Origin of the sequence: Streptomyces olivaceus (assembly GCF_000721235.1) — a bacterium.
Lineage (GTDB): Bacteria > Actinomycetota > Actinomycetes > Streptomycetales > Streptomycetaceae > Streptomyces > Streptomyces olivaceus.
This window is the reverse complement of the sequence record NZ_JOFH01000016.1, coordinates 14,024-39,127: the sequence shown is the minus strand read 5'-3', so window position 1 is coordinate 39,127 and position 25,104 is coordinate 14,024. Positions and strand designations below refer to the sequence as shown.

Genomic DNA, 25,104 nt, shown 5'->3' with positions numbered 1-25,104 from the left:
CCCGATTTCCCGCCCGGCGCCATCGGGTCGGGCGGTGTGGCCGTGAAAAGCCAGCAAGCGTAAAAAGCCAGCAAGCGTGCTTGATTGTTTTCTGGCCCCCTGCCATGCTCCTCACCACACCGCGCCGCACGCCGCCGTGCCCGAGGGGAGCGATCGTGTCCGATCCGACGCCCGTGATCGACGACCTGCGTGACGAGAGCGAGGAACTCGACGCGCTGATCGCCCGGTTGACGCCCGGCCAGTGGCGGCTCGCCACCCCCGCGCCCCGCTGGACGGTCGCCCACCAGATCGCCCATCTGAACTGGACCGACCGCGCCGCCCTGACCGCCGTCACCGACGAGGACGCCTTCCGGCGCCTGGTCGAGCAGGCCCTCGCCGCGCCCGACCGGTACGTCGACGACGGCGCCGAGGGCGGCGCCCGGCAGGAGCCTGCCGCGCTGCTGGCTCTCTGGCGGGAAGGGCGAGCCGCCCTCGACAAGGCGCTCCGCGCGGCGGCACCCGGCAGCCGCTTCCCCTGGTACGGGCCGCCCATGGCCGTCGCCTCCATGGCCACCGCCCGCCTCATGGAGACCTGGGCCCACGGCCTCGACATCGCGGACACCCTCGGCGTCGTACGCCCGCCCACCGGCCGGCTGCGGCACGTCGCCCGCATCGGCGTCCGCGCCCGGGACTTCGCCTACGCCGTCCACGGACTCACCCCGCCCGCCGAGCAGTTCCGCGTCGAACTCACCGGGCCCGGCGGCGACCTGTGGACCTTCGGCCCCGAGGACGCCACCCAGCGCGTCACCGGCCCCGCGCTCGACTTCTGCCTCCTCGCCACCCGGCGCGCCCACCGCGCCGACCTCGCCCTCGCCGCCGAGGGGCGGGACGCCGGCCACTGGCTGGACATCGCGCAGGCCTTCGCCGGACCGCCGGGAGCCGGACGCCCGCCGCGAGGGACCCCGCAGGGGGAGGCCCGGTGAGCGTGCTCCGCGTCGGCAACGCCTCCGGCTTCTACGGCGACCGCTTCGACGCCATGCGCGAGATGCTCACCGGCGGCCCCCTGGACGTCCTCACCGGCGACTACCTCGCCGAGCTGACCATGCTCATCCTGGGCCGCGACCGGCTGAAGGACCCCGGCGCCGGGTACGCCCGCACCTTCCTGCGGCAACTGGAGGAGTGCCTCGGCCTCGCCCGCGAACGGGGCGTGCGTATCGTCACCAACGCCGGAGGCCTCAACCCCGCCGGGCTCGCCGACGCCGTGCGGGTGCTGGCCGACCGCCTCGGCATCCCCGTCCGCGTCGCGCACGTCGAGGGCGACGACCTCACCGCCGCCCACCCGGGAGCGCTGGCCGCGCACGCCTACCTCGGCGGGTTCGGCATCGCCGAGTGCCTGCGGGCCGGCGCCGACGTCGTCGTCACCGGGCGCGTCACCGACGCCGCGCTGGTCACCGGGCCCGCCGCCGCGCACTTCGGCTGGGGGCCGACGGAGTACGACCGGCTCGCGGGCGCCGTCGTCGCCGGGCACGTCCTGGAGTGCGGGGCGCAGGCGACCGGCGGCAACTACTCCTTCTTCCAGGACGGCGACGTACGGCGCCCCGGCTTCCCGCTCGCCGAACTGCACGCCGACGGCACCTCCGTCGTCACCAAGCACGACGGCACCGGCGGCTTCGTCGACGTCGGCACCGTCACCGCCCAGCTGCTGTACGAGACGCACGGCGCCCGGTACGCCGGCCCCGACGTCACCGCCCGGCTGGACACCGTACGGCTCAGCCAGGACGGGCCCGACCGGGTCCGCGTCGAAGGGGTGCGCGGCGAGGCACCGCCGCCCACCCTCAAGGTCGGCCTGAACCGCCTCGGCGGTTACCGCAACGAGGTCGCCTTCGTCCTCACCGGCCTCGACGTCGAGGCCAAGGCTGCGCTGTTGCGGGCCCAGCTGGAGCCGGTGCTCGACAGGGTCGCCGACGTCCGCTGGGACCTGGCCCGCACCGACCGGCCCGACGCCGCGACCGAGGAGACGGCCAGCGCCCTGCTGCGGCTCGTCGTCCGGGACGCGGACCAGCAGGTCGTCGGGCGGGCGCTGAGCGGTGCCGCGGTCGAGCTGGCCCTCGCCGGCTACCCCGGCTTCCACGTGCTCGCGCCGCCCGGGAAGGGCATGCCCTACGGGGTGTTCGACGCCCTCCACGTCCCCCGGAACACCGTCGCCCACGTGGCCGTCCGCCACGACGGACGCCGGGTGCCGGTGCCGGACGTCCAGGAGACCGCCGTACTGCGCGCCGTACCGGAACCACCCCTGCCGCGGCCCCTCCCGCCCGGCCCCGTCCGCCGCGCCCCCCTCGGCCTCGTGGCCGGCGCCCGCAGCGGCGACAAGGGCGGCGACGCCAACGTCGGTGTGTGGGCCCGGACCGACGAGGCATGGCGCTGGCTCGCCCGCGAACTGACCGCCGACCGGTTCCGCGAGCTGATCCCCGAGGCCCGCGACCTGCCCGTCGTCCGGCACCCGCTCCCCAACCTGCGCGCCCTGAACTTCGTCGTCGAGGGCATCCTCGGCGAGGGCGTCGCCGCGCAGGCCCGTTTCGACCCGCAGGCCAAGGCGCTCGGCGAATGGCTGCGCGCCCGGCACCTGGACATCCCGGAGGCCCTCCTGTGACCGCCGTCCCGCCGGTGCCGCCGGTCCCGCCGGGTGGTCTGCCGCCGACGGCCGTCGCGCCGTACGGGCCGGAAGGCCGCCTGCCGTCGAAGACCGCCCCGCCGCACACGCCGAACGCCCCGCAGTCGGCCGCCCCGCCCCGCACCCCGGAGGTCCCGCTGTGACCGTCCTCGCCTCCGCCCTCGACCCCGCCGCCCCCGAACACCTCGCCAACCGCGAGACCATGCTCGCCAAACTCGCCGACCTGGACGCGGAACACGCCAAGGCCCTCGCGGGCGGCGGCGAGAAGTACGTGGCCCGGCACCGGAAACGCGGCAAGCTCCTGGCCCGCGAGCGCATCGAGCTGCTCCTCGACCCCGACACGCCCTTCCTGGAACTGTCCCCGCTGGCCGCCTGGGGCAGCGAGGCCCCCGAGTACACCGTCGGCGCCTCCCTCGTCACCGGCATCGGCGTCGTCGAGGGCGTCGAGTGCCTGATCACCGCCAACGACCCGACCGTGCGCGGCGGTGCCAGCAACCCCTGGTCGCTGAAGAAGGCCCTGCGCGCCAACGACATCGCCCTCGCCAACCGGCTGCCCTGCATCAGCCTCGTCGAGTCCGGCGGCGCCGACCTGCCCTCCCAGAAAGAGATCTTCATCCCCGGCGGCGCGATCTTCCGCGACCTCACCCGGCTGTCGGCGGCCGGCATCCCGACCGTCGCCGTGGTCTTCGGCAACTCGACCGCGGGCGGCGCGTACATCCCCGGCATGTCCGACCACGTCATCATGGTCAAGGAGCGCGCCAAGGTGTTCCTCGGCGGTCCGCCGCTGGTCAGGATGGCCACCGGCGAGGAGAGCGACGACGAGTCGCTGGGCGGCGCCGAGATGCACGCCCGCACCTCGGGACTCGCCGACCACTTCGCCGAGGACGAGCCGGACGCCCTGCGCCAGGCCCGCCGGGTCGTCGCCCGCCTCAACCACCGCAAGGCGTACGCCGATCCGCCCCTCGCCGAGCCGCCCAAGTACGACCCGGAAGACCTGCTGGGCATCGTCCCCGGCGACCTCAAGGCACCCTTCGACCCGCGCGAGGTGATCGCCCGGATCGTCGACGCCTCCGACTTCGACGAGTTCAAGCCCCTGTACGGGACCAGCCTGACCACCGGCTGGGCGAGCCTGCACGGCTACCCGGTCGGCATCCTCGCCAACGCACAAGGGGTCCTGTTCAGCGAGGAGTCGCAGAAGGCCGCCCAGTTCATCCAGCTCGCCAACCAGCGCGACATCCCGCTCCTCTTCCTGCACAACACCACCGGCTACATGGTCGGCAGGGAGTACGAGCAGGGCGGCATCATCAAGCACGGCGCCATGATGATCAACGCGGTCTCCAACTCCCGCGTCCCCCACCTGTCCGTCCTCCTGGGCGCCTCCTACGGCGCCGGTCACTACGGCATGTGCGGCCGCGCCTACGACCCCCGCTTCCTCTTCGCCTGGCCCAGCGCCAAGTCCGCCGTCATGGGCCCGCAGCAGCTCGCCGGCGTCCTGTCCATAGTGGCCCGCCAGTCCGCCGCCGCGAAGGGCCGGCCGTACGACGACGAGGGCGACGCGGCGCTGCGCGCCATGGTGGAGCAGCAGATCGAGTCCGAGTCGCTGCCCATGTTCCTGTCCGGGCGGCTCTACGACGACGGCGTCATCGACCCGCGCGACACCCGAACCATCCTCGGCCTGTGCCTGTCCGCCGTCCACAACGCGCCCTACGAGGGCGCCCGCGGCGGCTTCGGCGTCTTCCGGATGTGAGGAACCACGTGATTGCTTCCGTACTGGTCGCCAACCGGGGCGAGATCGCCTGCCGGATCTTCCGCACCTGCCGCGAGGCGGGCATCCGCACCGTCGCCGTGCACTCCGACCCCGACGAGAACGCCCTCCACGCGCGCGTGGCCGACGCCGCCGTACGCCTGCCGGGCGCGGCCCCCGCCGACACCTACCTGCGCGGCGACCTGATCGTGAAGGCCGCCGTCGCCGCCGGCGCCGACGCCGTCCACCCCGGCTACGGCTTCCTGTCCGAGAACGCCGGTTTCGCACGCGCCGTGCAGGACGCCGGACTGGTGTGGATCGGGCCGCCGCCCGAGGCCATCGAGGCGATGGCGTCCAAGACCCGCGCCAAGGAGCTGATGGGCGTCGCGCCCCTCGCCGGCGTCACCGAGGCCGACCTGCCGGTGCTGGTGAAGGCGGCGGCCGGCGGCGGCGGACGCGGCATGCGCGTCGTACGCCGCCTCGCCGACCTCGACGCCGAACTGACCGCCGCGCGCGCGGAGTCCGCGAGCGCCTTCGGCGACGGCGAGGTGTTCGTCGAGCCGTACCTGGAGAACGGCCGCCACGTGGAGGTGCAGATCCTCGCCGACACCCACGGCACGGTTTGGGCGCTCGGCACCCGCGACTGCTCCCTCCAGCGCCGCCACCAGAAGGTGATCGAGGAGGCCCCGGCGCCCGGCCTGGCGCCCGGACTCACCGCCGAACTCCACGACCTCGCCGTACGCGCCGCCCGCGCCGTCGACTACGTCGGCGCCGGGACCGTCGAGTTCCTCGTCGCCGACGGCCGGGCGCACTTCCTGGAGATGAACACCCGCCTCCAGGTCGAACACCCGGTCACGGAGGCCGTCTTCGGCATCGACCTCGTCGCCCTCCAGCTCCGGATCGCCGAAGGCCACGCCCTGGAGAACGACCCTCCGCGCGCGCGGGGACACGCCGTCGAGGCCCGCCTGTACGCCGAGGACCCGGCCCGCGGCTGGGCCCCGCAGACCGGCCGCCTGCACCGCCTCGCCGTCCCGGACGGCATCCGCCTGGACACCGGCTGCTCCGACGGCGACGAGATCGGCGTCCACTACGACCCGATGCTCGCCAAGGCGGTCGCCCACGCGCCCACCCGCGCGGAGGCCGTCCGCCGCCTCGCCGGCGCGCTGGAACGCGCGGCGATCCACGGCCCGGTCACCAACCGCGACCTGCTCGTCCGCTCGCTGCGCCACGAGGAGTTCACGTCCGGCCGCATGGACACCGGCTTCTACGACCGCCATCTGACCGCCCTCACCGAACCGGCCCCCGACCCCCTCGCCCCGCTGGTCGCCGCCCTCGCCGACGCGAGCGCACGCGCGGGCCGCTTCGGCGGCTGGCGCAACCTGCCCTCGCAACCCCAGGTCAAGCGGTACGCCGTGGCCGGGGAGGAGCACGAGGTCCGCTACCACCACACCCGGACCGGCCTCACCGCCGACGGCGTCCGCGTGATCCACGCCGACGGCGACCGGGTCGTCCTCGAAACGGACGGCGTACGACGGAGCTTCGACATCGCCCGCTACGGCGACCGCGTCCACGTCAACGCCACCACCCTCACCGCCCTGCCCCGCTTCCCCGACCCCACCGCCCACCATGCCCCCGGCTCCCTCCTGGCCCCCATGCCGGGCACGGTCGTCCGCGTCGCGGAGGGCGTGACCGAGGGAGCGACGGTGGAGGCGGGCCGGCCCCTCCTCTGGCTGGAGGCCATGAAGATGGAACACCGGATCACGGCCCCGGCCACGGGAACACTCACCGCGCTGAACGCCGAGCCGGGCAGGCGGGTGGAGGTCGGCACCCTCTTGGCCGTAGTGGAGGAACACGCCGATTAGGGGCGCGGGGCTGCATTGAATATGCGGCTCCGCCGCGTGGGCGCGAGCAACCACACCCAACCCGCACCCGAAGGAGCACAGTGACCACCCTCATCGAATCCGACGAGCACAAGTCCCTCCGCGCAGCGGTAGCCGCCTTCGCCGAAACCCACCCCCACACCCTCGACCCCGAAGACAACCAACGCCTCTGGCAAGCCGCAGCCAAGCTCGGCTACATAGGCGTCAACCTGCCGGAGGCATACGGCGGGGGCGGCGCCGGCATCACCGAACTCGCCCTCGTCCTCGAAGAGCTGGGCGCCGCGGGGAGCCCCCTGCTCATGATGATCGTCTCCCCGGCGATCTGCGGCACGGTGATCGCCCGCTTCGGCACCGAGGAGCAGAAGCGCGAGTGGCTCCCGCGCCTCGCCGACGGCACCCGCCTCATGGCCTTCGGCATCACCGAGCCCGACGCCGGTTCCAACAGCCACCGCCTCACCACCACCGCCCGCCGCGACGGCACCGACTGGCTCCTCACCGGCCGCAAGGTCTTCGTCTCCGGCGTCGACATCGCCGACGCCACCCTGATCGTCGGCCGCACGGACGACGCCCGCACCGGCAGGCTCAAGCCCTGCCTGTTCATCGTTCCGCGCGACACCCCCGGCTTCGAGCGCCGCCCCATCGACATGGAACTCAGCGCCGTCGAGAGGCAGTTCGAGCTGGTCCTCGACGACGTCCGGCTGCCCGCCGACGCCCTGGTCGGCGACGAGGACGCGGGGCTGCTCCAGCTGTTCGCCGGACTCAACCCCGAGCGCGTCATGACCGCCGCGTTCGGGATCGGCATGGGCCGCCACGCGCTGGGCAAGGCCCTCGACTACGCCCGCGAGCGCACCGTCTGGAAGACCCCCATCGGCGCCCACCAGGCCATCGCGCACCCCCTCGCACAGGCGCACATCGAACTCGAACTCGCCCGCCTGATGATGCAGAAGGCCGCCCACCTCTACGACGCGGGCGACGACGCGGGCGCCGGCGAGGCCGCCAACATGGCCAAGTACGCGGCCGGGGAGGCCTGCGTGCGGGCCGTCGACCAGGCCGTGCACACCCTCGGCGGCAACGGCCTCACCCGCGAGTACGGGCTCGGCCGGCTGATCACGGCGTCCCGCGTCGCCCGTATCGCCCCCGTGAGCCGGGAGATGATCCTCAACTACGTCTCCCACCAGACCCTGGGCCTGCCCAAGTCGTACTAGCCGTACCAGTCGTACCAGTCGCACTAGGCCGTTCCCGAGCGGCGTTGGAGGAACCGTGTTCCGCAGCGCGTACGCAGACGTCCCGCCCGTCGACCTGCCCATCCACGACGCGGTGCTCGGCGGTGCCGCCGCCTTCGGCAGCGCCCCGGCGCTGATCGACGGCACCGACGGCACCACCCTCACCTACGAGCAGGTGGACCGCTTCCACCGGCGCGTCGCCGCCGCCCTCGCCGAGACCGGCGTCCGCAAGGGCGACGTCCTCGCCCTGCACAGCCCCAACACCGTGGCCTTCCCCCTGGCCTTCTACGCCGCCACCCGCGCGGGCGCCTCCGTCACCACCGTGCACCCGCTCGCCACGGCCGAGGAGTTCGCCAAGCAGCTGAGCGACGCGGGGGCCCGCTGGATCGTCACCGTCTCCCCGCTGCTCGACACCGCCCGCCGGGCCGCCGGACTCGCGGGCGGCGTCCGGGAGATCCTGGTCTGCGACAGCGCGCCCGGCCACCGCTCGCTCGTCGACATGCTGGCCTCGACCGCCCCCGAGCCCGAGGTCGCCGTCGACCCCGCCGAGGACGTCGCCGCCCTGCCGTACTCCTCGGGCACCACCGGCGCCCCCAAGGGCGTGATGCTCACCCACCGGCAGATCGCCACCAACCTCGCCCAGCTCGAACCGTCGATGCCGTCCGCACCCGGCGACCGCGTCCTCGCCGTACTGCCGTTCTTCCACATCTACGGCCTCACCGCGCTGATGAACGCCCCGCTCAGGCTCGGCGCGACCGTCGTCGTACTGCCCCGCTTCGACCTGGAGCAGTTCCTCGCCGCCATCCAGGACCACCGCATCACCAGCCTGTACGTCGCCCCGCCGATCGTCCTGGCCCTCGCCAAGCACCCGCTGGTCGCCGACTACGACCTGTCCTCGCTGAAGTACATCGTCAGCGCCGCCGCCCCGCTGGACGCGCGCCTCGCCCTCGCCTGCTCCCGGCGGCTCGGCCTGCCGCCCGTCGGCCAGGCGTACGGCATGACGGAACTGTCCCCCGGCACCCACGTCGTCCCCCTGGACGCCATGGCCGACGCACCGCCCGGCACCGTCGGCAGACTCATCGCCGGGACCGAGATGCGCGTCGTCTCCCTCACCGAACCCGGCGAGGACCTCGGTACCGGCGAGGCCGGCGAGGTCCTCATCCGCGGGCCCCAGATCATGAAGGGCTACCTGGGCCGCCCCGACGCCACCGCCGCCATGATCGACGAGGACGGCTGGCTCCACACCGGCGACGTCGGACACGTCGACGCCGAGGGCTGGCTGTTCGTCGTCGACCGCGTCAAGGAGCTGATCAAGTACAAGGGCTTCCAGGTCGCTCCCGCCGAGCTGGAGGCCCTCCTGCTCGGCCACCCCGGCGTCGCCGACGCGGCCGTCGTCGGGGCGTACGACGACGACGGCAACGAAGTGCCGCACGCCTTCGTCGTCCGCCGGCCGGACGCGCCCGGCCCCTCGGAGAGCGAGCTGATGATGTACGTCGCCGAACGCGTCGCCCCCTACAAACGCGTCCGCAGGGTCACCTTCGTCGACGCCGTCCCCCGCGCGGCGTCCGGCAAGATCCTGCGCCGGCAACTGAGGGAGCCCCGGTGACCACCGTCGTCCGCACGCGCGCGCGGGGCGTCGAGACCCTCAGCCTCGACTCCCCGCACAACCGCAACGCCCTGTCCGCCGCCCTCGTCGGGGACCTCGCCGCCGCCCTCACCGAGGCGGGCGCGGACCCCGGCGTCCGCGCCGTCGTCCTCACCCACACCGGCAACACCTTCAGCGCCGGCGCCGACCTGCGCGACCCGCCCGCACCGGACGCCCTGACCGGCCTGCTCCGGCAGATCGCCGAGGTGCCGAAACCGGTGATCGCCCGCGTCGCCGGGCACGTCCGCGCGGGCGGCCTCGGCCTGGTCGCCGCCTGCGACATCGCGGCGGCCTCGGCGGCGGCCACCTTCGCCCTCACCGAGGTCCGGATCGGCGTCGCACCCGCCGTCGTCTCCCTGACCCTGCTGCCGCGCACCGACCCCCGCGCCCTCGCCCGCTACTGCCTCACCGGCGAGCGCTTCGACGCCGCCGAGGCCGCCCGCATCGGCCTGGTCACCGCGGCGGGCGACGACGTGGACGCCGTACTCGAACCCGTCCTCGACGGTGTGCGCCGCGCCTCACCGCAGGGCCTGGCCGAGACGAAACGGCTGCTCACGGCTAGGGTGCTGGAGGCCTTCGACCGGGACGCGGCCGACCTGACCGCACTCTCGGCCAGGCTGTTCTCCTCCCCGCAGGCCCGCGAGGGGATGACGGCCTTCCTCGAACGACGGGATCCGGAATGGGTGCTCTGAGCGGCGCCGTGAACGCGGCCGAGCGCGCCGAGCGCGTGCCCAAGCAGGACCGCAGCCGGGCCACCCGGCAACGGCTCCTGGAAGCCGCCGTGGCCTGTCTCGCGGAGCGCGGCTGGGCCGGGTCCACCGTCTCCGTGGTCGCCGAACACGCCGGCGTCTCGCGCGGCGCCGCCCAGCACCACTTCCCGACCCGCGAGGATCTCTTCACGGCCGCCGTGGAGTACGTCGCCGAAGAACGCTCCACCGCGCTGCGCGCCCTGTTCCCGCAGGGCGCGGCACCCGGTGACCGCCGGGCCGTCGTCGCCGCCCTCGTCGACCTCTACACCGGCCCCCTGTTCCGCGCCGCCCTGCACCTGTGGGTGGCCGCCTCCGACGAGGAGCAGCTGCGCGGCCGGGTCACCGAACTGGAGGCCCGCGTCGGCCGAGAGACCCACCGCATCGCCGTCGACCTCCTCGGCGCCGACGAGAGCCGCCCCGGCGCCCGCGAAACGGTCCAGGGACTCCTGGACATGGCCCGCGGCCTGGGCCTGGCCAACCTCCTCACCGACGACGGGCCACGGCGGGAACGGGTCGTGGAGCAGTGGGCCCGGCTGCTGGACGAGGCGCTGGGCGGAATCACGGGCTGAGCCGCTCCACCCGCCAGCCGCCGCCCTCCTGCGCCACGTACCGCAGCCGGTCGTGCAGCCGGTTCTCCCGGCCCTGCCAGAACTCCACCGCCTCCGGCGCCACCCGGAACCCGCCCCAGTGCGGCGGTACCGGCACCTGCTCGCCGCCCGGGTAGCGGGCCGCCAGCTCGACGTACGCCGCGTCCAGGGAGCGCCGCCCGGACACCACCGCCGACTGTGCGCTGGCCCAGGCGCCCAGCTGGGAGCCGTGCGGCCGGGTCCGGAAGTACGCGGCGGTCTCGTCCCGGCCGGTGCGCCGCGCGACCCCCGTCACCACGACCTGCCGGGCCATCGGATGCCAGGGGAAGAGCAGCGAGACATACGGGTTCTCGTCCAGCTCGCGGCCCTTGCGGGAGTCGTAGTTGGTGTAGAAGACGAAGCCCTGCTCGTCGAAGTGCTTCAGCAGCACCGTGCGGGAGCTGGGTCGGCCCCGGGTGTCCGCGGTGGAGACGACCATGGCGTTCGGCTCGAACAGCCCGCCGTCCGTCGCCGCCTGCTTGAACCAGCGCGCGAACTGCTCGACGGGCGTCGCGGCCAGCTCGGTCTCGGACAGCCCCTCGGTCCGGTACTGCCTGCGCATCGAGGCGAGGTCCGGGGGAGCAGAGGGCGGCGCGGAGGGCGGAGCAGAGGATGAGGGCGCGGCGGGCGCGGCGGGCGTGGTGGAGGGGACGGCGGACGCGGCGGGGACGGCGGAATCGGCTTCGCGATCGGTCACGCCGCCCATCCTGCCGCATCCCTCCCGGCGCCCCGCGCGGCCCCGGAAGAACGGCCGGTGTCCGACGACTGCCCGGCGCCCGGCGGCCGAAGTCCGGCGACCGGTGGCCGAAGTCCGGCGACCGTCCGACGCCCGGTCCCGGCACCCGGTGTCCTTCGGCACCTACTGGCACCGAGTGCCGCGACCACTCCCCAAACGTGACACTCGGGGATAGGGTGCTTGGTCCCGCTCCGGTCGGACGACCGCCGGCCGTACGGGGCGTCACCGGGAGACCGGCAGGACCGCGAGTCGGGGGACGACCGCGGATCCACGGAGGCGACCGCACCGCTTCCGCCCGGGCCGCCGCACATGCCGCCACAGACCACGATCACGAGGAGCCGCCTGATGTCCGACTTCGTACCCGGGCTCGAAGGAGTCGTCGCGTTCGAGACGGAGATCGCCGAACCCGACAAGGAGGGCGGCGCCCTGCGCTACCGCGGCGTCGACATCGAGGACCTCGTCGGCCACGTGTCCTTCGGCAACGTCTGGGGCCTGCTCGTCGACGGCGCCTTCGACCCCGGCCTGCCGCCCGCCGAGCCGTTCCCCCTCCCCGTCCACTCCGGCGACGTCCGCGTCGACGTGCAGTCGGCCCTCGCCATGCTCGCGCCGGTCTGGGGGCTCAAGCCCCTCCTGGACATCGACGCCGAGCAGGCCCGCGCCGACCTCGCGCGCGCCGCCGTCATGGCGCTGTCCTACGTCGCCCAGTCCGCGCGCGGCCAGAGCCTGCCCATGGTTCCGCAGCGCGAGATCGACAAGGCCCGGTCCGTCGTCGAACGCTTCATGATCCGCTGGCGCGGTGAACCCGACCCCAAGCACGTGGCCGCCGTCGACGCCTACTGGACCTCCGCCGCCGAGCACGGCATGAACGCCTCCACCTTCACCGCCCGCGTCATCGCCTCCACCGGCGCCGACGTGTCGGCCGCGCTCTCCGGAGCCGTGGGCGCCATGTCGGGACCGCTGCACGGCGGCGCCCCCTCGCGCGTCCTGCACATGATCGAGGAGATCGAGCGCACCGGCGACGCCGAGGCCTACGTCAAAAGGGCCCTCGACGCGGGCGAACGCCTCATGGGCTTCGGCCACCGCGTCTACCGCGCCGAGGACCCGCGCGCCCGCGTCCTGCGCCGCACCGCCCGCGAACTCGGCGCCCCGCGCTACGAGGTCGCGGAGGCCCTGGAGAAGGCCGCCCTCGCCGAGCTGCACGCCCGCCGCCCCGACCGGGTCCTGGCCACCAACGTCGAGTTCTGGGCCGCCATCGTGCTGGACTTCGCCGAGGTCCCGGCCCACCTGTTCACCTCGATGTTCACCTGCGCCCGCACCGCCGGCTGGTCCGCCCACATCCTGGAGCAGAAGCGCACCGGCCGCCTGGTCCGCCCCTCAGCCCGCTACGTGGGCCCCGGCCCGCGCGACCCCCGCGACATCGGGGACCACACCGACGCCGCGAGCTGACCGCCACCGGACCGCCCCTCCCACCTGTCCGGCACCTGTCCGGCCTGTCCGGACACGCAGACGACCCGCGAGTCTGGTTCCTCCGTGGAGGAGCCGGCCGGACGTACCGGCGACTCGCGGGTCGGGTGACTGCCTGGGATTGGGCCGGCTGCACGCGTCTGTCACGCGCTGATCCGGCACCGCACTGAATGGGGTGACGGGCGCTAGCCCGCAGTCACCTCACGCGTCCGGTTGTCATACATCTGCCGAACCACCTCCCTTCTCGTGTACGGACCACCCTAGGAACCGGTCGGCCGCCGATCAATCGAATTTCCCGATCCGATTCGCAGTCGATCACCCATGGACGCGTTGTCCCTGGTCACTTACGGTTTCACGCACGGCGAAACGGTTGAGGCGAAGCGTCGGCCGGCCGCGCGGTATGCCCCGTCATGACGGCGGCGTATGCCGGGTTTCCGCAGTACAACGATTTCCGTGAACTTGCGGGAACCCGCTGTGTGCTGCATCACGTTCGAGTTGAATGAAGGCCAGTGAGCGAACCGACGTACCGTACGGCGGACGCAGCCTGCAGGGGGTCCGGGTGAGTGCTTCGCGGCGTAGTGGGACCACCGACGAGCTGGGGCCGGACGAGCCGGAGCAGCCCGATCGGGACGGTGCGGACCTGTTGGCCGCGCTTCTCGACGGGATGGACGCGGCCCTGTGCGCGTTCGACGCGGACGGGGTGGTCACCCACTGGAACCGGGAGGCGGAGCGGATCCTGGGCTGGAGTGCCGCCGAGGCCGTGGGCCGCCAGGGCTTCGCCGGGTGGGCCGTGCGCAGCGCGGACGCCGGTGAGGTGGAGGACCGGCTGCTGTCCGCGATGCGGGCGCCGGGACGGCAGGTGCACGAGTTCGCGCTGCTGACCAAGGACGGCGGGCGGGTGCTGGTGCGTACGCAGTCCGCTGCGGTGCGTGGACCGGACGGGAAGCCCGCGGGGGTGTACTGCGCGTTCAGCGAGGTGCACGCGCAGATCGACCTGGAGCGGTCCATCGCGCTGAGCGAGGCCCTGCTGGAGGACGCGAGCTGGGGTGTCGTCCTGGTCGACGCGGACCTGCGGCCCGCCGTGGTCAACGCGCACGCGGCGCGGGCGCTGGGCGCCGGGCGCACGTCCGTGCTGGGCCGGCCGCTCGGCGAGCTGCTGACCCAGGGCGTCGAGGAGCTGGAGAACGCGCTGACGCACGTCCTCGCCGAGGGCGCGCCGCCCGCGCCGGCCGAGGTGTGGGTGCGGCTGCGGACCCCGGAGGGCGAGCGGCGCCGGTGCTGGCGCAGCGGGTTCGTGCGGCTGGCCTCGCCGCTGGCGGAGGAGCCGGTGCCGTTGGGCGTCGGCTGGCTGTTCCAGGACATCACCGAGGCCAAGCAGACCGAGCAGGAGGCGGCGCTGCTGCGGTTCCGGGCCAATCAGCTGCACCGCGCGGCGCGTGCCGCGGCCGAGTGCGATGACCCGGCGGAGGCCGCGGTCGTCCACCTGGACTTCGCGCTGGCCGGGTTCGCCGACCACGCGCTGATCGACCGGGTCGTGGGCGGGGCGGCGGTGGACACCGACGCGGCGGAGCCGGTGCGGCTGGTGCGGGTCGCGGCCACGCCGTCCGGCGCGCCGGGGCCGAGCGTGCTCTCCGGCACGAGCGGGATGCCGGTGCGGTACGGCGAGGGGCACCCGGCGGTGCAGTGCGTGGAGCGGACGGGTTCGGTGCGGGCCAGCGCCGGTGCGCGCGCGGCGCAGGCCGCCGAGCAGGTGCGGCAGTGGGCCGCGGCCCGGCAGTGGCCGGCGGACACCGCGCACGGCCTCTGCGCGGTACTGCGCAGCCGGGGCCGCACGCTGGGCGTCGTGACGTTTCTGCGGGGAACGGGACGGAGCGCGTTCGAACGGTCCGACGCGATGTACGCCGAGGACGTGGCGGTCCGTATCGCGGCTGCCCTGGATCTGGGCGGGGCGCTGGAGGAGCGGTAGCGGGGCGTGGTGGGACGGTGAAGGAACGATTGCGCGGGTCTCGCGGCGGGCGCGGGTGACGCGGGCTGCGCGCGTGAGGCGGGCTGTCCCGGTGCCGCCCCCCCCGGTTCGTCCCGGTGGCCCGTGCCGGGTCAGCGGCGGTAGAAGATGCGGTCGGCGTACTGCTCCAGTACCCGGCGGTTCCAGTCGTGGCCGCCGTCCACGTTGCCCGAGCGCAGCAGCGGCGGCTCGACGCCGCGGTCGGCGAGGGTGGCGGCGGCCGTCGCCAGGGTGGCCTGCATGAGGGCGCTGGTGACGACCGTGGAGGCGGGGGCGAAGGGGGCCGGGACGGTGTCCAGGGTGAGTTCCGCGTCGCCGACGGCGATCCGGGAGTCCAGCACGATGTCGCAGTGGTCCTTGAGGAAGGTGCCGGAGGAGTGCCGGGAGGACGTCTCGGACGCGTACGCCACCGAGGTCACGCCGATGACCCGGACGCCGAGGGCGCGGGCGTGCACGGCCATCTCCACGGGCAGGGCGTTGCGCCCGGAGAGGGAGATGATCACGAGGGTGTCGCCCGCGCGGAGCGGCGAGGAGTCCAGTACGGCGCTCGCGAGGCCGTCGACGCGCTCCAGGGCGGAGCCGAGCGTGGCCGGCATGACGTCGACGCCGACGACGCCGGGGACGGTGAGCAGGTTCATCAGGGCCAGCCCGCCGGCCCGGTACACCACGTCCTGGGCCGGGAGGGACGAGTGACCGGCGCCGAAGGCGAAGAGCCGGCCGCCGTTCTGCACGGTGTCGGCGAGCAGCGTGCCGGCCGCCTCGATGCTGCCGGCCTCCTCGTCGCGGACCTGCCGCAGGAGCTCGATCGCCGCGTCGAGGAACTCGCCGGCCGGCTTGCGGTCGCTCATGCGGGACCCCTTCGGTGTGGTCGGTTCGGTGTGGTCGGTGAGGCTGTGTCGCGGATCACGGTGCGGTCTGGACCAGTGCGGTGTCAATACGGCTGCGGTACGGCTGCGGCGGACCGCGCAGGGCCCGTGTGGACCCGGCTTCACGCGGCGGGGCACGGTTGTCGGTGGTATGCGTCAGAATTGACTGCAGGGCCAGCGCACACGCCGGTGGGCCTGAGCCTCCGGCAATCTCATCGAGGGGCACGTATGTCCGGACTGATCGACACCACGGAGATGTACCTCCGCACCATCCTGGAGCTGGAGGAGGAAGGTGTGGTCCCGATGCGCGCCCGGATCGCCGAGCGGCTCGACCAGAGCGGCCCGACGGTCAGTCAGACGGTGGCGCGCATGGAGCGCGACGGTCTGGTGTCCGTGGCGTCCGACCGGCACCTGGAGCTGACCGAGGAGGGCAGGCGGCTGGCGACGCGCGTGATGCGCAAGCACCGGCTCGCGGAGTGCCTGCTCGTCGACGTGATCGGCCTGGAGTGGGAGCAGGTGCACGCCGAGGCGTGCCGCTGGGAGCACGTGATGAGCGAGGCCGTCGAGCGCCGCGTGCTCGAGCTGCTGCGCCACCCGACCGAGTCGCCGTACGGGAACCCGATCCCGGGCCTGGAGGAGCTGGGCGAGACGGACATCGCCGACCCGTTCCTGGACGAGGGCATGGTCTCGCTCGCCGACCTCGACCCGGGCATGGAGGGCAAGACGGTCGTCGTGAGGCGGATCGGCGAGCCGATCCAGACGGACGCGCAGCTGATGTACACGCTGCGCCGGGCAGGTGTGCAGCCCGGCTCGGTGGTGAGCGTGACCGAGTCGGCGGGCGGCGTGCTGGTGGGCAGTGGCGGCGAGGCGGCCGAGCTGGAGTCGGACACCGCCTCCCACGTGTTCGTGGCCAAGCGCTGAACGGCGGGCCGGTCGGCGTGCGCCACTTCGCGGGGGCGTGCGCCGGCGCGTGAATCTGGCCGATTCGAAGTGCTGTGCGCCGAACCGCAGCGTCCGGGCGCCGCGCGTGCAAGGCTGTGCGGTGAGGCATATGACGAAGGGGCTCCCGGCCGTGGGCGGCAGCGACGCCGTCGGCCGGAGAGGGGGGTGGGGACGTGCCGGACGGGCCTGAGAGACGCGGAGGGCCCCGGCGCCGTGGGGCGCCGGGGCCTGTCCTCCCCTGTGCTGACCCGGAGCCCCGAGCTCCCAGGGTCAGCTCCCGCGGGCCGTTTTCCCCGAGCGGTCCGCCTCCCGCTGAAGATCTCCCCTGGGCGGTGGCGATCAATCCCTGAGGGGTGTCACTCGAATGAGGGTTGTTGCTCACCGAGGCGGCTTTTTCGAATAGGTATTCGATAGTCTTGCGGGCGTCGGACGACCGCGGGCACAACGGCGGGGACGGCAAGGCACGGCAGGCAGGACACGGTTCACAGGACCGGCCGGCCCGGACGGGGCGGGCGGTCCGAGCGGCGCTTGGGGGTGCCAGGAGCTATGGCGCGACGCATCGACGTGACCGGCGCGGGCGGAGTACGCCTCGCGGCCTGGGAGTTCGGCGACCCTCCCAAGACGGATCCCAGGACCGATCCCGAGACCGACCCCGGGACTGATCAGCTGTCCGGTCCGCAGTCCGGTCCGCAGACCGCCCCCGGGGCCGGTGACGGGCCGGGGGTGCTGTTACTGCACGGGCTGATGGGCCGCGCCTCCCACTGGGCGCCGACGGCCCGCTGGCTGTCGGGAGGCCACCGGGCCGTCGCCCTCGACCAGCGCGGTCACGGCCGCAGCGACAAGCCCCCGCGGGGCTCCTACACCCGGGAGGCCTACGTCGAGGACGTCGAGGCCGCCCTGGAGCAGCTCGGCCTCGGCCCGGCCGTCCTGATCGGTCACGCCATGGGTGCGCTGACCGCCTGGCAGCTGGCCGCCAAGCGCCCGGACCTGGTGCGCGGCCTGATCATCTGCGACATGCGGGCCTCCGCCCTCGGCGCCGCCTCGCAGCACACCTGGACCGAGTGGTTCCGGGCATGGCCGGTTCCCTTCGCCACCCTCGCCGACGTACGCAAGTGGTTCGGCGAGGACGACCCGTGGGTGGAGCGGCCCAACCCGTCCCGGGGCGAGTGGTACGCCGAGGTGATGGCCGAGTCCCCGGACGGCTGGCGGCCCGTCTTCGAGCCGGACCAGATGCTCCGCTCCCGCGAGACCTGGGTCTACGACGCCCACTGGGAGGAGCTGGCCCAGGTCCGCTGCCCCACCCTGGTCGTCCGCGGCCTCGACGGCGAGCTGGGCCGTGCCGAGGCCCAGGAGATGGTCCGCGTCCTGCCCCGCGGCCAGTACGCGGAGGTCGCCGACGCCGGCCACCTCGTCCACTACGACCAGCCGGAGGCGTGGCGAGCGGCGATCGAGCCGTTCCTGGACTCGCTCCGGGACGCCTGAGCCGCGGGAGCCACCGGGAGGGGCGCGGGCGCCCGGCCCGGCGGGGGACGTCAGCCCTTGCTGACCGCCGTGAGGATCTCCGGCAGCCGTGCCGCCGTGCGCGGTGCGGCCAGGCGCAGGCCGAGCAGCGTCAGCACGGCGCCGTACCCCGCGCCGACCGGCAGCAGCAGCCAGGTCAGGCCGTCGCCGCCCGCGCTGACGTTCAGCCAGATCGTCAGCGCGATCACCGGCGCGCACAGCAGGGCCGCGCCCACCATCCCGCCGAAGATCGAGATCCAGGCCAGCCCGGCCTGCCCCGGGGCGACGTTCTTGTACCCGTCCTGCGGGATCGAGTACGGGAACTGCGCCGAGGTCCACGCACCGCTCGCCAGCATCGCCCCGAGCAGCGCGAAGGACAGGCCGAGCGTCTGGGGGAGGGTGGGCCAGTCGTCCAGGATCGCGGTGGTCAGGACGGTCACCAGGGTGGCGTACGGCAGCGTGACCAGCAGCAGGGCCAGCGCGCGGGCGCGCAGCTCGACGTACGCGTCCCGGGTCGAGGAGATCGTCATCGCGACCATCCAGAACGCGGAGGTGTCCTGCCCGAACTGGTTGTACATCTGGATGCCGAGCATTCCGGCGGCGAAGCAGGCGAAGTACACCGACCCGGTGCCCTGCCAGGCGTTGAACACCGGCACGATGAGGCCGATGGCCAGCGAGGTCACCCAGGCCGCCTTGGTCTTCGGGTCGCGCCACACGTAGCGCAGGGTGCGCTCCATGGTGGTGCCGGTGCGGCCCGCCGGCAGCCACCGGGCGGGCCCGGCCGAGCCGCGTTCGCGCACCGGCCGGGTGTCGCTCTGGATCGTGGAGCCGTCCGGCGTCGTCATCAGCCGGGTCAGATGGCGCGCCCACACCCACAGCAGCAGCACCAGCGCCGCGGCGGTCAGCGCCAGCTGGGCCAGCGCGACGCCGTACGACCCGTCGCTCGCCGCGTCCATCGCGCCCACCGCCGACGCGGGCGGCACCCAGCGCACCACGTCGGCCACCGGGTCGAGCCGCCCGAGCCCCGCCGAACCGAGCCGCTGCGCCCCGAAGTTGACGACCTGCGCGCCCACCGCGACGACGAGCCCGCTCAGCACCGCCAGATCGCGGCCCTTGCGGCTGGTCAGCAGCCGTACGTTGGCGGCGGCGACGGCCCGCGCGAGGGTCACGCACACCAGCAGCGCCAGGACCGCGCCGACGACACCGACGGCGTACGCCGCCCCGCCGTGCGCGACCGCGACCACGGAACCGGCGAACACGCACAGCGTGAACAGCGGCCCGATGCCCACCAGCGACGCCGCGAGCAGGGCCCGGACCAGCGGGCGGGGCCGCAGCGGCAGCATCACCAGCCGGGTGGGGTCGAGCGTCTCGTCGCCGCTGGAGAAGAACAGCGGCATCACCGCCCAGCCGAGGGCCAGCACCGCCGCCAGCAGAACCACCAGCGAGTCGGCGTGCGCGTAACCGCGCAGTGCGATCAGGCCGAGCAGCGTGAGCGCGGCGAAGAGCAGGACGAGGACGGCCGAGGCGATGTAGGCGGCCTGCCGCCCGCCGGACTGCCGCAGCCCGTTGCGCAGCAGGGACAGCTTCAGCCGGACGAAGACGGACGTGACCGGGGCGGCGCCGGGCGCGGGGCGTGCGCCCGGCGTACCGGACGTCAGGGGCGCGGTCTGCGCGCTCACCGGGCGCCGCCGCCCAGCCAGTCCAGGTCGGCGCCGGCGGTCCGGCCGCCGGCGCCGACGAGTTCCAGGAACGCCTCCTGCAGCGAGGCCGCCTCGCCGCGCACCTCGGCCAGCGTGCCGGTGGCGCGGATGCGGCCGGCGGCCAGCACCGCCACCCAGTCGCACAGCGACTCCACCAGTTCCATCACGTGGGAGGAGAAGACGACGGTGGCGCCGGAGGCGGTGTAACGCTCCAGGACACCCCGGATGGTCTGCGCGGAGACCGGGTCGACGCCCTCGAACGGCTCGTCCAGGAACAGCACTTCCGGATTGTGCAGCAGCGCGGCGGCCAGGCCGATCTTCTTCCGCATGCCGGTCGAGTAGTCCACGACCAGCTTGTGCTGCGCGCCGGACAGGTCCAGCACGTCGAGGAGCTGCGCGGCCCGCTTGTCGACCTCCGCGCCGGGCAGCCCCCGCAACCGGCCGGTGTAGCCGAGCAGTTCCCGCCCCGACAGCCGCTCGAAGAGCCGCAGCCCCTCGGGCAGCACCCCGATCCTGGCCTTCACCTCCGCCGGGTCGCGCCACACGTCGTGCCCGACGACCTCCACCGAGCCCTGGTCCGGGCGCAGCAGCCCGGTCACCATGGAGAGCGTGGTGGTCTTCCCGGCGCCGTTCGGCCCGACCAGCCCGATGAACTTGCCCGCGGGCAGCTCCAGATCGATGCCGCCCACGGCGACCTGCTGCCCGAACCGCTTCCAGAGCCCCTGTACCCGTACGGCGCTGCCACTCACTACGTCTCCCTCCGTCGGCCTCGAACCCTACGGGGGGACGGCGCCCCGCAGGGGCGCGGGACCGTGCCGATACGGCTTCGCCGCGCGGGCGCGACCCACCACGCACCGCGCGCACGCAGCACGGCGCGCACGCAGCACCGCGCACACCGGGCCGCGCCGGACAGCAGGCGCCCCGGCGGACGAACACGCGCCTCGGCGGACTGACGGGCGCCCCGGCGGGCGGAAGGGCGCGAGGGCGTTTCTAACGCTCCCTCCCGCACGCGTACGCCAACGAGGGGATCAGCTCCTCCACGTCCGGCAGCCACCGGTTCGCCGGGGTCGGCCGGCAGGCCCACTGCACGGCGCCCCGCGCCCCGAACCGGGTGGGCGGCGCCGCCACGTACGCCCCCTCGCCGAGCACGCCCAGGTCGAGCGTCCGGGGCGGCCAGCCCAGCCGCCGCACCAGTTCGGGCACCTTCACCGCCGCGCCCGGCAGCACGAAGAACCGCATCCGCCGGTCCGGCGCCAGCGTCACCGGCCCGAGCGCCAGCTCCATCCGCTCCATCCGGGCGAGCGCCAGGAACCCCGCCGTCTCGGGCACGTCGACCGCGTCGAACGTCCGGCCCGTGGGCAGCAGGACCGAGGCCGTCGGCTGCTGCTCCCACATCCGGCGGGCGGCGCTCGCACTGCCCGTCGCCTGCGCCGCCCAGTCATCGCGCGCCGGGTGTGCGCCCGGGGCGGAGCACGCCGAGGCGCCGCAGGAGCAGAGCTGCCTCCCGTCCGCGGCCACCAGCCAGGTACCGGGGAACACGTCCCAGTGGCGCTCCTCGGCGTAGCGTACGGCGGTCTCCAGCGGCGACGTGCCTCGCTGCTGCGGGATCTGAGCGGCTTCGGTGCCCGGGATGGTCTCTTCCACGTCGAACTCAACTCCCGTGTTCACCGGGGGTTACGCGGCGCGCGCGTGCGACGGAGGAGCGCCGGTGCCGCATTCGGGGCGCATGGGCGCAAATGTGGGGGCGCGCGAGAGGATTCCGCGCGGGAGTTGGGTAGCCAGGTCTGGGGCCGGCGGGCCGACGTGTGCCGTCGTCCCGGCAATCCTCGCAAGCTTCGCAAGTCTCGCATTGTCGGCACATCGACGGGGCATTGATCTTCACGGCCGGGACTTCTCGTCCGCCGGGACAGCATCGAGACCGCATGAGACCGCATGGGGGTTACGCCATGGCCGCAAGGCCTCTCGTCGCGCGGCAGCCGAACGAACGACTGCAGGCGCTCATTCAGGAAGCGGGCTGCTCCAACGCGGGCCTCGCCCGCCGGGTCAACGTGTGCGGGGTCGAGCACGGGCTCGACCTCCGGTACGACAAGACCTCCGTGGCCCGCTGGCTGCGCGGACAGCAACCGCGCGGCAGGGCACCGGCGATCATCGCCGAGGCGCTCGGCCGCAAGCTCGGCCGCACGGTCACGATCGACGAGATCGGCATGGCCAACGGCAAGAACCTCGCGTCCGGCGTCGGCCTCCAGTTCTCGCCGACGGTGCTGGGGGCCATCGAGCAGGTCTGCGAGCTGTGGCGCAGCGACGTGGGGCGCCGGGACTTCCTGTCCGGCTCCTCCGTCGCCGCCTCCGCGCTCGTCGAGCCCAGCCGGGACTGGCTGATCTCCGCCCCCGACTCGCAGGTGTCGCGTTCGGCGGGGCCGCGGGTGGGGCCGTCCGACGTGGCGGCCGTGCGGGCGATGACGCAGGCCCTGGTGGACCTGGACCACCAGTACGGCAGCGGGCACGTCCGCCCGGTGCTGGTGCACTACCTGAACAGCGTCGTCTCCGGACTGCTGGCCGGCTCCTACCGGGAGGCGGTGGGGCGGGACCTGTTCGCCACGGTCGCGCGACTGACCGAGCTGGCCGGGTACATGGCCGTCGACACCGGCCAACCCGGTCTGGCCCAGCGGTACTACATCCAGTCGCTGCGGCTCGCGCAGGCGGCCGGGGACCGCGGCTACGGCGGGTACGTGCTGGCCGCGTCCATGAGCCACCTGGCGGCGCAGCTCGGGAACCCGCGCGAGATCGCGCAGTTGGCGCGGGCGGCGCAGGAGGGCGCACGCGGGCGGGTGACGCCGCGCGCGGAGTCGATGTTCCACGCCGCCGAGGCCCGCGGCCACGCGCTCCTGGGCGACGTACGGGCGGCCCACGAGGCGGCCGGGCGGGCGGTCGGGGCGATGGAGTCGGCCGATCCCTCCTCCGGGGACGACCCGGTGTGGATCGCGCACTTCGACGACGCCTATCTCGCCGACGAGTTGGCGCACTGCCACCGCGACCTCGGCCAGGCCGACGCGGCGGCGCGGTACGCGCGCCAGTCCCTCCAGGGCCACCCCGAGTCGCGGGCGCGCCGGCGGGCCATCGGGCATGTGCTGTTGGCCACGGCCCAGGTGCAGCAGCGCGAGGTCGAACAGGCCTGCAACACCGCCACGAAGGCCGTGGAACTGCTGGAGGGGCTGCGCTCGAACCGGGGCGCCGAGTACCTGGAGGATTTCCAGGCGCGACTGGAGCCGTACCGGGAGGAATCCGTGGTCAGGGAGTTCGGGGCGCGGCTGGATTTGCAGGCCGCCGCGTGAACGATCGGGCCGCGGATGCGTGAACACGCGTGAAACCGCGGTGGGGTGAGCGCGAAGGTACATGAACAGCGTGCCGCGGCCCGGTTTTGTTACTGCTGTCACAGGGAAGGAGTCGAGGCCCCCTGCGGCGTGGCAGTGGGCTCGGGGGACCCGGTAGCGTGAGCCGACGATACCGAAGGTCCCCCATTCACAGGAGTCCCGGTGACGCAGAGTGGACAGGGCGAGGAGCCCTCGCCGCGACAAGCGCGCGAAGGCATCGTGCTGCCCTCGGACGGTGGCGAGCCCCTGCTGCCCGGTCTGGCCGGGCAGCCCGTCGCCCCGCAGGCCGGTGGTCCGGTGCCCACCTCGGCGCCGCCCGGCGGCCAGGCGTGGGACCGGCCCTGGGGTCCGGAGCAGCAGAGCCCGGACTCCGGCCAGGGCTGGCCCGCCCCGCCCGGCGCCCAGTCCTGGGGGGCCTCCGGGACCGCTCAGCCGTCCTCCCCGCCGCCGGTCGAGGCAGCGACCCAGACCTGGCCGCCCATGCCGGGGGGCCAGGCCGAGGCGCCCGGCGCCCTGCCGTCGCGGTCCGGCCCGGGCCCGCTGCCCCCGGAGGGCACGCAGTCCCCGGCGTACGGGACACCGGCCGGTACGTACGGCGGGCAGCCGTCGTACCAGCAGCACGAGCAACAACAGCACCAGCAGCACGAGCAGCACCAGCACGAGCAGCAGCAGGCGTACCAGCAGCAACAGCCGTACCAGCAGCACGGGCAGCAACAGCATCACGAGCCGTACCAGCAGCACCAGCAGAACCAGGGGCACTACCAGCAGCAGGCCCAGCACTACGGCGGTCAGGGGGCCGCGTCGCTGCCGCCCGCCGACGAGGGCGCCACCCAGCTGATACCGCCGGTCCCCATACCCGCCGACGAGGGCGCGACGCAGTACATACCGCCCGTCGGACCCGGGGCCCTGCCTCCGGAGCAGCCCGCGCAGGCGCACGCCGAGTCGACCCGGTTCCTCGGCCGGCAGTCCCCGTACCCGGCGCAGCCCGCGCCCTCCGCACCGCCGGCTCCGGCGGCGCACTCCGACGCCGAGGCCACGCAGTACATCGCGCCCGTGCCCGGCGGCCCCGCCGGCGGCCCGTACGGTGCCGCGCCCGGCGGGGACGAGGGGCGTCAGCCGCCCGCCGAGTTCGACAACCTCTTCCGCAGCGCCCCGGGCGCCGACGGCGCCGCCTCCGCCACCCAGCAGCTGCCCCAGTTCGACCAGCCGCAGCAGTACCAGCCGCCCGGCCCGGCCGGATACGCCCCCCAGGGCCCCGGTGGCCCCGGCGGCGGCAAGCGGCGCGGGAACGGCGGGGGCGGCCGTGGCGGGCGTACCGGCTCGCGCATGCCCCTCTTCGCGGCCGTCGGCGTGGGTATCGCCGTCGTCGGCGTCGGCGCCGGAGCGATGATGGCCGGCGGCGGGGACGACGGGGACAAGGGCGCCAACCAGACGGTGTCGGCCACGGCCGACGCCTCCGAGTCCGCGTCCGCCTCGGCCTCGGCGCCCCCCGATCCGGTACGGGAGCAGGCCGTTGAACTGGACAAGCTGCTCGCAGAGAGCGGCACCGGCCGCACCACGGTGATCAACGCCGTGGGCGACGTGAAGTCCTGCGAGAACCTGCCCGAGGCGGCCAAGGACCTGCGCGAGGCCGCCAAGCAGCGCAACGGCCTGGTCGAGAGCCTGTCCGAGCTGTCCGTGGACAAGCTGCCCCAGCACACCGAACTGACCACCGCCCTCACCAAGGCGTGGAAGGCCTCGGCGTCGGCCGACGACCACTACGCCGCCTGGGCGGACCAGGCGGCCGGCAAGAAGGGCTGCAAGAAGGGCCAGGCCCGCACCACCAAGGAGACGCAGGCCGGCAACCGGGAGAGCGGCACGGCCAGCAAGGAGAAGACCAAGGCGGCCGGGCTCTGGAACGCGATCGCCAAGAAGTACGGCCTCACCGAGCGCCAGCCGACCCAGCTCTGATCCGCACGGCGCCGGTCGGGGCCCGTGCCGGCCGGCACCCGCTGCGGCCGGTT

At 74.1% G+C, this 25,104-nt stretch carries 20 protein-coding genes; 15 read left to right on the top strand and 5 right to left on the bottom strand.

Annotated elements, in window-relative coordinates; translation table 11 throughout:
• The first annotated feature begins 155 nt into the window (after window positions 1–155).
• The 9 genes from IG94_RS0119165 to IG94_RS0119125 all read left to right on the top strand — a co-directional run bounded on the left by IG94_RS0119165 (window position 156) and on the right by IG94_RS0119125 (window position 10,460).
• Complete coding sequence (locus IG94_RS0119165) at window positions 156–962, top strand: TIGR03084 family metal-binding protein (protein ID WP_031037996.1); 807 nt, start codon at window positions 156–158, stop codon at window positions 960–962.
• On the top strand, window positions 959–2,629 hold the full coding sequence (locus IG94_RS0119160) for an acyclic terpene utilization AtuA family protein (RefSeq protein ID WP_031037994.1): 1,671 nt from the start codon (window positions 959–961) through the stop codon (window positions 2,627–2,629). The genes IG94_RS0119165 and IG94_RS0119160 overlap by 4 nt, the downstream gene beginning before the upstream one ends.
• Window positions 2,626–2,793: a hypothetical protein gene (locus tag IG94_RS42600; RefSeq protein ID WP_157852273.1), complete on the top strand. Its 168-nt coding sequence runs from the start codon at window positions 2,626–2,628 to the stop codon at window positions 2,791–2,793. The genes IG94_RS0119160 and IG94_RS42600 overlap by 4 nt, the downstream gene beginning before the upstream one ends.
• Complete coding sequence (locus IG94_RS0119150) at window positions 2,790–4,397, top strand: acyl-CoA carboxylase subunit beta (protein ID WP_031037992.1); 1,608 nt, start codon at window positions 2,790–2,792, stop codon at window positions 4,395–4,397. The genes IG94_RS42600 and IG94_RS0119150 overlap by 4 nt, the downstream gene beginning before the upstream one ends.
• 8 nt (window positions 4,398–4,405) lie before the next feature.
• On the top strand, window positions 4,406–6,256 hold the full coding sequence (locus IG94_RS0119145) for an acetyl/propionyl/methylcrotonyl-CoA carboxylase subunit alpha (protein ID WP_031037990.1): 1,851 nt from the start codon (window positions 4,406–4,408) through the stop codon (window positions 6,254–6,256).
• Between the two features lie 80 nt (window positions 6,257–6,336).
• Window positions 6,337–7,479, top strand: coding sequence for an acyl-CoA dehydrogenase family protein (locus IG94_RS0119140; protein ID WP_031037988.1), 1,143 nt, complete (start codon window positions 6,337–6,339; stop codon window positions 7,477–7,479).
• A 55-nt stretch (window positions 7,480–7,534) separates the two neighbouring features.
• Window positions 7,535–9,103 (top strand): 4-coumarate--CoA ligase family protein, encoded by a 1,569-nt coding sequence (locus IG94_RS0119135; protein ID WP_031037986.1) that lies wholly within the window; start codon window positions 7,535–7,537, stop codon window positions 9,101–9,103.
• Window positions 9,100–9,834, top strand: a complete 735-nt coding sequence (locus IG94_RS0119130) for an enoyl-CoA hydratase family protein (RefSeq protein WP_031037984.1) — start codon at window positions 9,100–9,102, stop codon at window positions 9,832–9,834. The genes IG94_RS0119135 and IG94_RS0119130 overlap by 4 nt, the downstream gene beginning before the upstream one ends.
• Window positions 9,822–10,460, top strand: a complete 639-nt coding sequence (locus tag IG94_RS0119125; protein ID WP_031037982.1) for a TetR/AcrR family transcriptional regulator — start codon at window positions 9,822–9,824, stop codon at window positions 10,458–10,460. The genes IG94_RS0119130 and IG94_RS0119125 overlap by 13 nt, the downstream gene beginning before the upstream one ends.
• Here IG94_RS0119125 and pdxH read toward each other — a convergent pair.
• On the bottom strand, window positions 10,450–11,079 hold the full coding sequence (gene pdxH / locus IG94_RS0119120; protein ID WP_052410759.1) for a pyridoxamine 5'-phosphate oxidase: 630 nt from the start codon (window positions 11,077–11,079) through the stop codon (window positions 10,450–10,452). The two genes, IG94_RS0119125 and pdxH, sit on opposite strands and share 11 nt — an antisense overlap.
• Before the next feature lie 519 nt (window positions 11,080–11,598).
• Between pdxH and IG94_RS0119115 the strand changes: the two genes are divergently transcribed.
• Window positions 11,599–12,699, top strand: coding sequence for a citrate synthase 2 (locus IG94_RS0119115; RefSeq protein WP_031037978.1), 1,101 nt, complete (start codon window positions 11,599–11,601; stop codon window positions 12,697–12,699).
• 577 nt (window positions 12,700–13,276) lie between these two features.
• Window positions 13,277–14,683, top strand: a complete 1,407-nt coding sequence (locus tag IG94_RS0119110; RefSeq protein ID WP_031037975.1) for a PAS domain-containing protein — start codon at window positions 13,277–13,279, stop codon at window positions 14,681–14,683.
• Between the two features lie 131 nt (window positions 14,684–14,814).
• Here IG94_RS0119110 and IG94_RS0119105 read toward each other — a convergent pair whose 3' ends face one another.
• Window positions 14,815–15,570 (bottom strand): SIS domain-containing protein, encoded by a 756-nt coding sequence (locus IG94_RS0119105; RefSeq protein WP_031037973.1) that lies wholly within the window; start codon window positions 15,568–15,570, stop codon window positions 14,815–14,817.
• Between the two features lie 246 nt (window positions 15,571–15,816).
• On the opposite strand from IG94_RS0119105, the gene IG94_RS0119100 reads away from it, so the two are divergent.
• Window positions 15,817–16,509 carry an iron-dependent transcriptional repressor DtxR gene (locus IG94_RS0119100; protein ID WP_031037972.1) on the top strand — a complete coding sequence of 231 codons (693 nt, stop codon included), beginning with the start codon at window positions 15,817–15,819 and terminating at the stop codon, window positions 16,507–16,509.
• 567 nt (window positions 16,510–17,076) lie between these two features.
• Window positions 17,077–18,012, top strand: a complete 936-nt coding sequence (locus tag IG94_RS0119095; protein WP_031037969.1) for an alpha/beta fold hydrolase — start codon at window positions 17,077–17,079, stop codon at window positions 18,010–18,012.
• Between the two features lie 50 nt (window positions 18,013–18,062).
• On the opposite strand, the gene IG94_RS0119090 is transcribed toward IG94_RS0119095, so the two are convergent.
• The 3 genes from IG94_RS0119090 to IG94_RS0119080 form a co-directional block, all read right to left on the bottom strand.
• Window positions 18,063–19,709, bottom strand: a complete 1,647-nt coding sequence (locus IG94_RS0119090) for a hypothetical protein (RefSeq protein ID WP_031037967.1) — start codon at window positions 19,707–19,709, stop codon at window positions 18,063–18,065.
• The gene (locus IG94_RS0119085; protein WP_031037963.1) at window positions 19,706–20,479 is read right to left on the bottom strand and encodes an ABC transporter ATP-binding protein; all 774 of its coding nucleotides are present in this window, start codon (window positions 20,477–20,479) and stop codon (window positions 19,706–19,708) included. Before IG94_RS0119085 ends, IG94_RS0119090 begins: the two co-directional genes overlap by 4 nt.
• Window positions 20,480–20,720: 241 nt before the next feature.
• Complete coding sequence (locus IG94_RS0119080) at window positions 20,721–21,374, bottom strand: bifunctional DNA primase/polymerase (RefSeq protein WP_031037960.1); 654 nt, start codon at window positions 21,372–21,374, stop codon at window positions 20,721–20,723.
• Window positions 21,375–21,676: 302 nt separating this feature from the next.
• Here IG94_RS0119080 and IG94_RS0119075 point away from each other — a divergent pair, with 302 nt between their 5' ends.
• Entirely contained in the window at window positions 21,677–23,062 is a 1,386-nt protein-coding gene (locus IG94_RS0119075) for an NsdA family TPR-like regulatory protein (protein ID WP_031037956.1), read from the top strand.
• Window positions 23,063–23,263: 201 nt separating this feature from the next.
• Window positions 23,264–25,051 carry a hypothetical protein gene (locus tag IG94_RS0119070; RefSeq protein WP_031037953.1) on the top strand — a complete coding sequence of 596 codons (1,788 nt, stop codon included), beginning with the start codon at window positions 23,264–23,266 and terminating at the stop codon, window positions 25,049–25,051.
• Window positions 25,052–25,104: the final 53 nt, after the last annotated feature.

Coding starts and splice junctions, on each gene's coding strand:
- IG94_RS0119125 (WP_031037982.1), top strand. CDS start 9,822: ATGGGTGCTCTGAGCGGCGCCGTGAACGCGGCCGAGCGCGCCGAGCGC.
- IG94_RS0119095 (WP_031037969.1), top strand. CDS start 17,077: ATGGCGCGACGCATCGACGTGACCGGCGCGGGCGGAGTACGCCTCGCG.
- IG94_RS0119100 (WP_031037972.1), top strand. CDS start 15,817: ATGTCCGGACTGATCGACACCACGGAGATGTACCTCCGCACCATCCTG.
- IG94_RS0119105 (WP_031037973.1), bottom strand. CDS start 15,570: ATGAGCGACCGCAAGCCGGCCGGCGAGTTCCTCGACGCGGCGATCGAG.
- pdxH (WP_052410759.1), bottom strand. CDS start 11,079: ATGCGCAGGCAGTACCGGACCGAGGGGCTGTCCGAGACCGAGCTGGCC.
- IG94_RS0119075 (WP_031037956.1), top strand. CDS start 21,677: ATGGCCGCAAGGCCTCTCGTCGCGCGGCAGCCGAACGAACGACTGCAG.
- IG94_RS0119115 (WP_031037978.1), top strand. CDS start 11,599: ATGTCCGACTTCGTACCCGGGCTCGAAGGAGTCGTCGCGTTCGAGACG.